At 70.3% G+C, this 11171-nt stretch carries 11 protein-coding genes; 3 read left to right on the plus strand and 8 right to left on the minus strand.

Annotated features, from left to right (window positions below):
- The first annotated feature begins 76 nt into the window (after window positions 1-76).
- Window positions 77-739, plus strand: coding sequence for a DsbA family protein (locus tag KUM49_RS20595; protein ID WP_217238362.1), 663 nt, complete (start codon window positions 77-79; stop codon window positions 737-739).
- 15 nt (window positions 740-754) lie between these two features.
- On the opposite strand, the gene KUM49_RS20600 is transcribed toward KUM49_RS20595, so the two are convergent.
- Window positions 755-988 carry a hypothetical protein gene (locus KUM49_RS20600; RefSeq protein ID WP_217238363.1) on the minus strand — a complete coding sequence of 78 codons (234 nt, stop codon included), beginning with the start codon at window positions 986-988 and terminating at the stop codon, window positions 755-757.
- Window positions 989-1132: 144 nt separating this feature from the next.
- Here KUM49_RS20600 and KUM49_RS20605 point away from each other — a divergent pair, with 144 nt between their 5' ends.
- The gene (locus tag KUM49_RS20605) at window positions 1133-1912 is read left to right on the plus strand and encodes an SAM-dependent methyltransferase (protein ID WP_217238364.1); all 780 of its coding nucleotides are present in this window, start codon (window positions 1133-1135) and stop codon (window positions 1910-1912) included.
- A gap of 217 nt (window positions 1913-2129) precedes the next feature.
- Here the strand turns inward: KUM49_RS20605 and KUM49_RS20610 are convergent, their stop codons facing one another.
- From KUM49_RS20610 to KUM49_RS20640, 7 genes are all read right to left on the minus strand, one after another.
- Entirely contained in the window at window positions 2130-3503 is a 1374-nt protein-coding gene (locus KUM49_RS20610; RefSeq protein WP_217238365.1) for an amino acid permease, read from the minus strand.
- Window positions 3504-3615: 112 nt separating this feature from the next.
- A complete protein-coding gene (locus KUM49_RS20615) occupies window positions 3616-4512 on the minus strand; it encodes a TauD/TfdA family dioxygenase (protein ID WP_217238366.1) in 897 nt (298 codons plus the stop codon).
- Between the two features lie 12 nt (window positions 4513-4524).
- The gene (locus KUM49_RS20620) at window positions 4525-5868 is read right to left on the minus strand and encodes an LLM class flavin-dependent oxidoreductase (protein WP_308406676.1); all 1344 of its coding nucleotides are present in this window, start codon (window positions 5866-5868) and stop codon (window positions 4525-4527) included.
- Entirely contained in the window at window positions 5865-6599 is a 735-nt protein-coding gene (locus KUM49_RS20625) for an ABC transporter ATP-binding protein (RefSeq protein ID WP_217238367.1), read from the minus strand. The genes KUM49_RS20620 and KUM49_RS20625 overlap by 4 nt, the downstream gene beginning before the upstream one ends.
- Window positions 6575-7426, minus strand: a complete 852-nt coding sequence (locus KUM49_RS20630) for an ABC transporter permease (protein ID WP_217238368.1) — start codon at window positions 7424-7426, stop codon at window positions 6575-6577. The genes KUM49_RS20625 and KUM49_RS20630 overlap by 25 nt, the downstream gene beginning before the upstream one ends.
- Window positions 7423-8487 carry an ABC transporter substrate-binding protein gene (locus KUM49_RS20635; RefSeq protein WP_217238369.1) on the minus strand — a complete coding sequence of 355 codons (1065 nt, stop codon included), beginning with the start codon at window positions 8485-8487 and terminating at the stop codon, window positions 7423-7425. The genes KUM49_RS20630 and KUM49_RS20635 overlap by 4 nt, the downstream gene beginning before the upstream one ends.
- Before the next feature lie 232 nt (window positions 8488-8719).
- Window positions 8720-9940, minus strand: a complete 1221-nt coding sequence (locus KUM49_RS20640; RefSeq protein WP_217238370.1) for an ROK family transcriptional regulator — start codon at window positions 9938-9940, stop codon at window positions 8720-8722.
- Between the two features lie 468 nt (window positions 9941-10408).
- On the opposite strand from KUM49_RS20640, the gene KUM49_RS20645 reads away from it, so the two are divergent.
- A complete protein-coding gene (locus KUM49_RS20645) occupies window positions 10409-10987 on the plus strand; it encodes a biotin transporter BioY (RefSeq protein WP_217238371.1) in 579 nt (192 codons plus the stop codon).
- Window positions 10988-11171 lie beyond the last annotated feature (184 nt).

The following is an 11171-nucleotide window of genomic DNA, read 5'->3' on the forward strand; positions in this document are numbered from 1 at the left end:
CCGGCGCCGGTCAGCAGGGAATGGGCGGGGTCCGGTCACTGTTGCAGCTCGGAAAGACCCCCTGTGAAGGAGACCCATGTCCGAGACCGCGAGCACCTCCGGCAAGACCCCCGTCGACTTCTGGTTCGACCCGCTGTGCCCCTGGGCCTGGATGACGTCCCGCTGGGTCCTGGAAGTGGAGAAGGTCCGCGACATCGAGGTGCGGTGGCACATCATGAGCCTCGCGGTGCTGAACGAGGACAAGATCGACGAACTCCCCGAGGAGTACCGGGAGATGCTCGCGACCAAGGCGTGGAAGCCGGTGCGGGTGGCGACCGCCGCCTGGCAGAAGCACGGCGCCGACGTCCTCGGCCCCCTCTACACCGCTCTTGGCACCCGCTTCCACAACCAGGGCGAGGGCCCGACCAGCGAGGCGATCGCGGCGGCCCTGGCGGACGCGGGCCTGCCCGCCGACCTGATCGAGTACGCCGACCAGAAGGACTTCGAGTTCGAGGCCGAGCTGCGCGCCTCCCACAAGGAGGGCATCGACAAGGTCGGCCAGGAGGTCGGCACCCCGGTCATCGCCGTCCCCGCCCCCGACGGCGAGCAGATCGCCTTCTTCGGCCCGGTCGTGACCCCGGCGCCCAAGGGCGAGGAGGCCGCCCGGCTGTGGGACGGCACGCTCGCCGTGGCCTCGATCCCCGGTTTCTACGAGATCAAGCGCACCCGCACCAAGGGCCCGGACTTCAGCAACCTGTAAGGCCCCCGGCGGGACTCACTCCGGCTCGGGCATCTTCTCCGGCGGGTGGAGCGGCTTGGCGTTCCACCGGTGGCGGATGTTGCGGCAGTCCCGTTCGTCGCTGACGCAGATCCAGAAGTCCTCCACGTAGGTGCGGGGCTTCAGCTGCTTCAGTGTGCGGATGATCTGCCGCTCCCGGTCGTCCTTCGGCTGCCGGTGCGGCTGGTAGGTCCCGCAGGTGTGGCAGGGGAGCATCTTCTCCTTGGGCATTCCGCCACGATCGCGCGAAACCTCGCATTCCGCGGCCCCTGTGAGCCGCGTGTTCACCGGGGCTTGTGAAGTCCGACGGTTTTGCCGCACTTCTCTCACTCGATTAGCCGTGCGAACCCGGACGTGCCGTAGCACCATGGGCACATGACGGAGATCGACACGTCGGTGCCGCACTCGGCCCGGATCTGGAACTACTGGCTCGGCGGCAAGGACAACTACCCGGTGGACGAGTTGGCCGGTGATGCCTACACCGCCGTCTTCCCCGGGATCGTCACCATCGCCCGCAGCAGCCGCGCCTTCCTCGGCCGCAGCATCCGGTACCTGGTGCAGGAGGCCGGCGTACGGCAGTTCCTCGACGTGGGCACCGGCCTGCCCACCGTCGACAACACCCACGAGGTCGCCCAGAGCCTCGCCCCCGAGTCGAAGATCGTCTACGTCGACAACGACCCGTTGGTCCTCGCCCACGCCCGCGCCCTGCTCACGTCCACGCCCGAGGGCGCGACGGCGTACGAGGACATCAGCCTCTTCGAGCCGGAACAGATCCTGCGCGCCGCCGCGAAGACCCTCGACCTCACCCGCCCCACCGCGTTGATCCTCAGCGGCATCCTCGGCCATGTCGCCGACTACGACGGGGCCCGCGCCATAGTCCGCCGCCTCCTGGAGGGCCTCCCCTCCGGCAGCTACCTCTGCGTCAACGACGGCTCCCGGGGCACCGACCCGGACTACGAGCAGGCCCAGGACGCCTACAACGAGACCGGCGCGGTCCCCTACTTCCTGCGCCCGGTCGACCGGATCGCCGCCTTCTTCGACGGCCTCGACCTGGTCGACCCCGGCGTGGTGTCGGTACCCCTGTGGCGCCCCGACGGCACCGCCCCCGCCCCCGCCCCGATCGGCCAGCACGGCGGCCTGGCCCGCAAGCCCTGAGCACTGCCCGCCGACGACAGGAAGCCCCCGCGAGTCACGTCCTCGCGGGGGCTTCCTCGTCATTCCGCCTGCCGTGCGAAGGGTGAGAAGACGATCACGAGGCAGGACGCTCTTTTTATTGCAATCAGCTTGCAACTGCACGCTATCAAGAAGAAGGGGTGGGTAAAAAGAAGGCCCTCACGTGTCGTGAGGGCCGTTCGTCGACGGAAATGGCACGTCAGCTCCTCGCGCGCGCCCGCTGCCAGGCGTACCCGGCGACCGCCAGGACCAGCGTCATCCCGCCCGTCGAGTACAACTGCACCCGCGTGTCCGGCTCCCGCGCCATCAGGACGAAGATCGTCGCCATCCCGGCCAGCGCCACCCACGTCAGCACCGGGAACGCCCACATGCGCACCGCGAGCTTCTCCGGAGTCTCCCGCTCCAGACGGCGGCGGAGCCGGAGCTGCGAGACCGCGATGAAGATCCAGACGACGAGGATGACCGCGCCGATCATGTTGAGGAGCCAGGGGAAGACGTCGTCGGGGCGCCAGTGGCTCAGGAGCACGCAGACGAAGCCGAAGACGCAGGACGCGAGGACCGCGACGCGGGGGACCCCGCCCGAGACCCGGCCCAGCGCCCGGGGGCCCTGGCCGCGCTCGACCAGCGAGTAGGCGATGCGGGAGGAGCCGTAGATGTTGGCGTTCATCGCGGACAACAGGGCCACGAGGACGACCACGTTCATCAGTTGGCCGGCGCCGGGGATGCCGAGCTCGTCGAGCGTGGCCACGTAGGGGCCCTTCTCGACGACCGCCTTCGAGTCCCAGGGGACGAGGGTGACGATGACCGCCATCGAGCCGATGTAGAAGAGCGCGATGCGCCACATCGCCGTACGGACCGCGCTCGCCACACCGCGGACCGGATCCTGCGACTCGGCCGCCGCGATGGTGACGGTCTCCAGGCCGCCGTACGCGAAGACCGAGGCGAGCAGGCCGATGACCAGGCCCTCGCCGCCGTTGGGGAGGAAGTCGCTCAGATGCGACGTGCCCGGCGCGTCCGTGCCCGGGAGGACACCCGCGATCGCCAGGACGCCGAGGACCAGGAACAGGGTGATCGCGCCGACCTTCAGGGCCGCGAACCAGAACTCGAACTCGCCGAAGTTCTTCACCGCGGCGAGGTTCGCGCCGCAGAAGACCAGCATGAACAGCGCCACCCAGGCCCACTCCGGCGTGCCCGGCAGCCAGCCCGTCACGATCTTCGCCGCGCCGATGCCCTCCAGACCCACGGCCGTGCAGAGCAGGACCCAGAACGACCAGCCGGCGGTGAAACCGGCCCAGGGACCGATCGCGCGCTCGGCGTGCGCGGAGAAGGAACCGGAGGACGGGTAGGCGGCCGACATCTCGCCGAGCATCCGCATCACCAGCATCACGAGGATGCCGGAGAGGGCGTACGCGATGACGATCGACGGGCCGGCGGCGGCGATTCCGGCGCCGGAGCCGACGAACAGGCCGGCGCCGATGACACCGCCGAGGGCGATCATCGACAGGTGGCGCTGCTTGAGGCCGTGGGACAGGGAGACGTCCGTGGGGGGAGTCTTCGTGGAGGTGCGAGGCATGGGCGCGGCTCGTCCAATGCGTGAGATGGGCAAAACGCCCACAGTCTGGGCAGCCCCTCCGGCCGGAAGGAGAGACCGCCCAGCATGCGGACGCCCACGCCACACAGCGTGGTTACGCCGCCACGGAGGTGTAGTGCGAGGCGTCCCCCTCGATCACGTAGCTCTCCTTGCCCTCCACGCCCACCGGCACGTCACCGGCGACGGTCACCCGGTGCAGGCGGCGGGGCAGGCCGTCGTAGTTGTCGATGGCGTAGTGCTGGGTAATGCGGTTGTCGAACAGGACGAGCTGGTTCTCCGACCAGCGGTGACGCAGGACGTTCTCCGGGCGGGTCACGTACGCCTGGAGCAGGTCGAGGATCTTGCGGGACTCGCCCACCGAGAGGCCCACCAGACGTTGCGCGAAACCGCCGATGAACAGGCCGCGTTCACCGGTCAGCGGGTGGACACGGACCACCGGGTGAGCCGTGCGGTACTTGATCGACGTGAACTGCGCGCGGGCGGCGGCCTGCGCCTCGTCGACCGTCTCCTCAGGTACGGCGTAGTCGTAGTCGTTGGTGTGCTCCGCCCACAGGGTGTCGGCCAGCAGCCGCAGCGGCTGCGGCAGATCGCGGTAGGCGGCGGCCGAGCTGGCGATCAGGGTCTCGCCGCCGTACGGCGGGACCGTGATGCTGCGCAGGGTGCTGGCCTGCGGCGGGTTGAGGACGAAGGTGACGTCCGTGTGCCAGTTGTTGGCGGCGCGGCCGCGCTCGCTGTCGACGGGCAGGACGTTCGGTACGCCCTCGACGGACGGCACGGTCGGGTGGGCGGTGGTGACGTCCCCGAAGTGCCGGACGAAGGCCTGCTGGCCCTCGTCGTCCAGATCGACGTCGTCGAAGACCAGGGCCTTGTGGGTGTTCAACGCGTCGCGGAGGGCGGCGACCGTCTCCTCGTCGAGGGGCTTGGCGAGGTCGACGCCGCTGATCCGGGCGCCGATGTTGGCCGTGACCTTGCGGATATCGAAGTGGGACATGTGCGGGTCCTTTCAGGCTCGGGCGAGCGCGGGCGTGACGTACTGGTTGGCGGGGCGCGGGAGGCCGTACCGCTCGCGCAGGGTCCGGCGCGGGCCGTATTCCGTGCGGAGCAGGCCGCGGGTGCGCAGGATCGGGACGACGTGGTCGACGAAGGTGTCGAGGCCGGAGGGCAGCACCGCGGGCATGATGTTGAAGCCGTCGGCGGCCCCCTGCGTGAACCACGTCTCGATCGCGTCGGCGACCTGCTCGGGTGTGCCCGCGAAGGTGAGGTGGCCGCGGCCGCCGCCGAGCCGCCCGACCAGCTGCCGCACGGTGAGGCGTTCGCGCCGGCCGAGCCCGACGATGAGGGTGTAGCGGCTCTTGGCGCCCTCGATGGCACTCTCCGGCGGCAGGTCGGCGGGGAGCTGGGCGTCCAACTCCAGTGTCCCCGGCTCCAGTTGCAGCAGGCTCTCCAGCCGGGCCACTCCGTGCGTGTACACGATGTGGTCTTCGAGGAGCTGCTCCTTCTTACGGGCCTCCGCCTCCGTCGACCCGATCACCGGGACGATGCCGGGCAGCACCTTGATGTGGTCCGGGTCGCGACCGGCCGCCGCCGTACGGGACTTGAGGTCGGCGTAGAAGGCCTGGGCGTCCTCGATGGTCTGCTGGGCGGTGAACACGGCCTCCGCGTACCGGGCCGCGAAGCGCTTTCCGTCCTCGCTCGACCCCGCCTGCACCAGCAGTGGGTAACCCTGCGGGGTGCGCGGCACGTTGAGGGCGCCCTCGACGCTGAAGTACGTCCCCTGGTGCCGGGGCGGATGGACCTTCGTGTCGTCGCCCCAGACACCGGACGCCTTGTCGGCGACGATCGCGTCGTCCTCCCAGCTGTCCCACAGCTTGAGGGCCACGTCGAGGAACTCGGCGGCGCGGGCGTAGCGCTCCGCGTGCGCGGGCTCGGCGGCGAGACCGAAGTTGCGGGCGGCCTCGGCACCGGCCGTGGTGACGATGTTCCAGCCCGCCCGGCCGCCGCTGATGATGTCGAGCGAGGCGAACTTGCGGGCCAGGTTGTAGGGGGAGTTGTAGGAGGTGGAGGCGGTGGCGATCAGGCCGATGTGCTCGGTGGCCGTCGCCAGGGCGGTCAGCAGGGTGAGCGGCTCCAGGGCTCCGGCGGGCCGCTGGGCCAGGTTGCCCCACAGCTGCGGTCCGTCGGCGAGGAACAGCGAGTCGAAGGTGCCGCGCTCGGCGATCCGGGCGAGGTGGACGTAGTGGGCGAGGTCCACGTGCGCGTACGGGTCGCTCTCGGGCAGCCGCCACGACGCCTCGTGATGGCCGGTGTTCATCAGGAACGCGTTCAGGTGGAGTTGTCTGGTGGTCACTTGTGGTCCTCCGTCACGCCGAGGGCGGCCAGCAGCCGCTCCCGGTACTCGCCGAGCAGCGGATCGCGGTACGAGCGCGGATGCGGGCGGTCGATGGTCAGGTCGAGGCCGATGCGGCCCTGGTCGAGGACGAGGACCCGGTCGGCGAGCACGATCGCCTCGTCCACGTCGTGGGTGACGAGCAGCACGGAGGGGCGGTGGCGTTCCCACAGCTCCCTCAGCAGGACGTGCATCCGGATCCGGGTGAGCGCGTCCAGGGCGCCGAACGGCTCGTCGGCCAGCAGGAGCTCCGGCTCACGAACCAGGGAACGGGCCAGGGCGGCGCGCTGCGCCTCGCCGCCGGACAGCTCGTTCGGCCAGGCCCGTTCGCGGCCCTTCAGGCCCACTTCGGCCAGGGCCTCGCGGCCCCTCCGCTCCGCCTCCTTGCCGTCGAGGCCGAGCAGGACGTTGTCGAGGACGCGCTGCCAGGGCAGCAGCCGCGAGTCCTGGAAGACGACCGACACCCGTTCCGGCGCGGTCAGCCGACCGCTCCCCGCGACCTCGTGGTCGAGGCCGGCGACCGCCCGCAGCAGCGTGCTCTTGCCGGAGCCGCTGTGCCCGAGCAGGGCGGTGAACTGTCCGGCGGGGAGGTCGAGGTCGATGTCGTCGAGGACCGTACGTCCGTCGAACGACCTGGTCAGGCCCCGGAGCTGGACGGCCGGGCGGGTCAGTTGCTCAGTGTGCGGCGCCATGACAGCACCCTCCGTTCGATCAGACGGACCGCGCTGTCGGAGATCAGGCCGAAGACGCCGTAGACGACCAGGCCGACGAGGATGACGTCCGTCTGGCCGTAGTTCTGGGCCTGGAACATCATGTAGCCGAGTCCGCTGGTGGCGTTGATCTGCTCCAGCACGACCAGGCCCAGCCAGGATCCGGTCACCCCGAGCCGCAGCCCGACGAAGAAGCCGGGGAGGGCGCCGGGGATGACGATCCGCCGGATGAAGGCGTACCGCGACAGGCCCTGGACCTCGGCGAGTTCGACGTAGCGGTGGTCGATTCCGGACAGGGCGGAGTGAGTGTTCAGGTAGATCGGGATGTAGACGACGATCGCGATGATCGCGACCTTGAAGGTCTCGCCGATGCCCAGCCAGAGGATGAACAGCGGGATCAGGCCGAGCGTCGGGATCGCCCGGTTGAGCTGCACGGACCCGTCGATCAGCGCCTCGCCGGTCCGGCTGAGCCCGGCGGCCAGGGCCAGGGCGATGCCCGCGGTCAGGCCGATCGCGAAGCCTGACCCGGCGCGTTGCAGCGAGGTCAGGATGTCGTTGGGCAGGGTGCCGTCGGTCCACAGGCGGACGCCGGTCTCCAGCATCGTCCAGGGCGCCGGGATCGCGCCCGGGTCGAGCTGTCCGGCGGCGGAGGCGGCGGCCCACAGGGCGAGGACGAGGGCGGGGCCGAGGAGACGGGTGGCGGGCAGCCGGTGGCCGGGGGAGAGGCGGCGGCGTCGGCGGACCTGGGGACTGCCGGCCTCGGTCGGCGTGACGGGCGCGGTGGCGGTCGTGGTCACGGTGGCGCTCACCTCCGGTACTCCGCCGGTACGGACTTCGCCGCGATGCCCTCGAAACGCCGGTCGAAGAGCGAGTCGACCTTGAGCTTCTTGACGAAGCCGCCCTCCGCGAGCAGATCGGCGGTCTCCTGCTCCCACTTCAGGGCCTCGTCCCAACTCGGCGGGAACAACGGCTTGTTGGCGAGCTCGGTGATCGACCGTGCCTGCGCGAGGCTCAGGTTCTGCGTCTTGACGTAAAACTCCTCGTTCCAGACGTCCGGGTGCTCGTACTGCCACACCTGGCCCTTCGCCCAGTACGGGATGTACGCGGCGGCCGCGGCGGCCTTCGCGGAGTCGGACAGCACGGAGGCCGGCGCCCACAGCAGGTTGAGCAGGTCCACGACGTCCGTGGTGATGGCGTGGGCGCCCTTGGACTCGTACTGCTGGAGATAGGCGGGCGCCTGCTGGTTGGCGAGCGGCGCGATGTCCACCTGGCCCGACTGCAGTGCCGTGAGGAACTGGTTGCTGGTCAGCGGCACGAGTGTCACGTCGTCGTACGCCAGCCCGGCCTTCTTCAACGCCCGCAGGAGTACGACGCCTTGGGCCTGGCCCTGCGAGAAGGCGAGCTTCTTTCCCCTGAATTCCTCGATCGAGCGGATGTCGCTGCCGGGCTTGGTGGCGAAGAGGTAGTTCGGCCTGCGGGTGATGTTGATCGCGACGATTTTCGCGTCGTAGCCCTGGAACTGCGCCTGGATCGGCGGAATTCCCGCGTTGTTGGCGACGTCCAGGGATCCGGCGCGGAAAGCGTTGATGACGTCGGGTCCGGCGCCTATGTTCGCCCAGCTGCTCACCTTGAACGGAAGGTCGTCGAACCCGGCGAGCTTGAACTGGAGTTGCTGGACGTTCTGGTACGAGGCGATCTTCAGGCTGGTGCCGGCGGGGACCGTCTTCGCCAGCGGCTCGGAGAGGGACGTCTTCGAGGCCGCGGCGCTGCTGCCCGTGCAGCCGCTGAGGCCGGCGGCAGCGGCGGAGACGCCGAGCAGGGAGGTGAGAAAGAGCCGTCGGTCGATTCCGGGCGTGGGTGGGGAGGGCATGGGAGGTCTCCGTAAGCCGAGAAGTGAAGCGAGACGTGAAGCGTGAAGTGAAGGGAAACGCGCGCGATTCCAGGCAGGGGAAAGCCCGAGGCCCGACAAGGGAATTCACGCGGGAAGAGAGGTGGGCGCGCGCTTCAAGCGCGGCAACGCGTCAGCAACAGAGGGTGCGACAGCTCATGACCAGGATGTTCCTTCCCTCGGACCGGCCCTGTCAACATTCCGCGTTTCTGAATTAATTCCGCTCAGGTGAGGCGCCCAGCGGATCCCGGTAGAGCACGTCCAGAGCCACTGCTCCGCCCGCCACGGCGAGCACGGAATCCCCGAAACTCGTCGGCACCACGGCCGCGGCCCGCTCCGCCCCGACCTCGTCCCGCAGCGCGGCAAGGCAGTCCGCGCGATGCAGGACGCCTATTTCGGTGACGACGACGGTCTCCGGATTGAGCACGTCGAGCAGCAGCCCGACCGCCCGCCCGACCCGACGCGCACGGTCCACCAGCAGCCGTACGGCGGCCAGGTCGCCGTCGGCCGCCGCGGCGACCACGTGCATCGGGTTCACGCCGTCGGTGACACCCGCCTCCCGCGCCCGCCGGCACAGCGTGCGCTCACTCAACTCGGCCTGGAGGCAGCCGGTGCGCCCGCAGGCGCAGGCCTCCGTGCCGCCCGGCACCGGCAGATGCGCGATGGCACCCGCCTGGCTCCGCGGCCCGTGGTGCACCTCGTCGTGGGTGGCGAACGCCGCGTCGACCACGTTGCCGACGAACAGGTGCAGCACGCTGCCGCTGCCGCGCGCCCGCCCGAACAACCGCTCCGCGTTGACCAACGCCCGCGCATGTCCGTCCACATGGACCGGCAGCCCGGTGTGCGCGCCGACCACATCCCGCACCGGAACATCCCGCCAGCCCAGCAGCGGGTGCGCGACCACGGTCCCGGAGTCCCGGTCCACCCAGCCGCCGACCGCCACACCGGCGCTCAGCGCCCGGCACCCCGGAGCCCCGGCCAGCAGCGCCGCCAGTTCGTCGGCGGCCCGTGCCAGCACCCGCGCGGGCTCGACGGTCCCGGTGTGCCGCAGCCGCCGCTCGGCCACCACCCGGCCGCGCAGATCCAGCAGCGCGACCGTGGTGTAGGGCACGGCCACATGGACCGAACCCATGACGAACCGGGAGTCGTCCAGGTCGACGGGCACATGAGGGCGGCCCACCCCCTTGGACTGCCGGGGCGCGGCTGCCTCACGGATCAGGCCGAGCCGCGCGAACCGGGCGCAGTAGTCGGTCACCGACGCCGGAGACAGCCCGGTCAGCCGGGCGATGGTGCTCCGCGCGACCGGCCCGTGCTCCAGCACGGAACGCAGCACGACGCTGGCACTGGTCCGGCGCCGGTCGGGATCGGCGGCACGCGGAAGGGAAGAAGGCGGAGACGGGGAGGCAGGAGGGTGTGCAGCCGCGGTACGGGGCATGGGGGTCATCCTCGGGAACGGGTCCGACAGTGCGCCGACTCATGAGTCGAGGCGCACCGGATCCGCTCCGCCCGCCCCGACCTAGCGGCGGCGACAGACGGCCGTGCCCACGCGTCGCAGGTCGACGTGGCGACGCGACGAGAAGTTCCGGGCCTGGGAAACCATGCGCTGAAGCTAGCAAAAGGCTCCCGCGCTGCCCAGACGGCGACCGACGGGCGAGACGACGGGTGTCCACGCCGCGCATCTCGTTGGCGGGACCCGACAGATCCCGCTCGCCGCCCCTTCGTACCCCACACCACGTCACCTCAGTGACCGGCATCACCTCGTGGCCGGTGTAACCCGCATCCTTTGTCCGGAGCCCACCAATCCCGTGTTCCCCCCTTTGTCGGGCGCTGACGGTGATCGACCCGAGGGCGCTGGGATAGCGTCGCCAAGTCCCCCGTGCCCACACCATCTCGCGGAGTCCCCATGAGCACCGCTGCCGCCGTCCCCGCCCGCCCGGGACAGGTCCTCGCCGACCTGCTCCCCGCCTCCCGTGTCCGGGACGTGGCCCTCGTGGTCGGTGGCGCCGCGCTCACCGGCCTCGCCGCCCAGATAGCGGTGCCCGTGCCGGGCTCCCCGGTGCCGGTGACCGGTCAGACCTTCGCCGCGCTGCTGGTCGGCACGGCGCTCGGCGCGAGCCGCGGCCTCTCCGCGCTCGTCGTGTACGCGCTGGCCGGTCTCGCCGGGGTGCCGTGGTTCGCGAACGGCACCTCCGGGGTCTCCGTGTCCTTCGGCTACATCCTCGGCATGATCCTCGCGTCCACGGTCGTGGGCGCCCTGGCCCGCCGAGGTGCCGACCGCTCGATGCTCCGCATGGCCGGCACCATGCTCGTGGGCGAGGCGATCATCTACGCCGTCGGTGTCCCGTACCTCGCCTACGCGGCCGACCTCTCGGTGTCCGCCGCGATCGCGGCCGGCCTGACCCCGTTCCTGATCGGCGACGCCGTGAAGGCGGCCCTGGCGATGGGCCTGCTGCCCTCCGCCTGGAAGCTCGTCAAGCGCTGACCTTCCTGGTCACTTGGAGGCATGACCTGACAGGTGCTGTCAGATCATGCCTCCTTTTTTTGCGGGCCATTTTTGCGGGCCCTAGCTGTTCTGTCCGGGGAGGTTGTGGACAGGTGAGTCAGGTCTCGGCTGAGGGATCTTGAAACAGGTGAGGGCCTTCCGGTTCGGTGTGGATTGCGACGTC

This window comes from Streptomyces sp. AC555_RSS877 (assembly GCF_019049245.1).
In the GTDB taxonomy this organism is placed as follows: domain Bacteria; phylum Actinomycetota; class Actinomycetes; order Streptomycetales; family Streptomycetaceae; genus Streptomyces.

Excerpts from the sequence above, each read along its gene's own strand:
- KUM49_RS20595 (WP_217238362.1), top strand. The coding sequence starts at position 77 with ATGTCCGAGACCGCGAGCACCTCCGGCAAGACCCCCGTCGACTTCTGG.
- KUM49_RS20600 (WP_217238363.1), bottom strand. The coding sequence starts at position 988 with ATGCCCAAGGAGAAGATGCTCCCCTGCCACACCTGCGGGACCTACCAG.
- KUM49_RS20605 (WP_217238364.1), top strand. The coding sequence starts at position 1,133 with ATGACGGAGATCGACACGTCGGTGCCGCACTCGGCCCGGATCTGGAAC.
- KUM49_RS20610 (WP_217238365.1), bottom strand. The coding sequence starts at position 3,503 with ATGCCTCGCACCTCCACGAAGACTCCCCCCACGGACGTCTCCCTGTCC.
- KUM49_RS20615 (WP_217238366.1), bottom strand. The coding sequence starts at position 4,512 with ATGTCCCACTTCGATATCCGCAAGGTCACGGCCAACATCGGCGCCCGG.
- KUM49_RS20625 (WP_217238367.1), bottom strand. The coding sequence starts at position 6,599 with ATGGCGCCGCACACTGAGCAACTGACCCGCCCGGCCGTCCAGCTCCGG.
- KUM49_RS20635 (WP_217238369.1), bottom strand. The coding sequence starts at position 8,487 with ATGCCCTCCCCACCCACGCCCGGAATCGACCGACGGCTCTTTCTCACC.
- KUM49_RS20640 (WP_217238370.1), bottom strand. The coding sequence starts at position 9,940 with ATGCCCCGTACCGCGGCTGCACACCCTCCTGCCTCCCCGTCTCCGCCT.
- KUM49_RS20645 (WP_217238371.1), top strand. The coding sequence starts at position 10,409 with ATGAGCACCGCTGCCGCCGTCCCCGCCCGCCCGGGACAGGTCCTCGCC.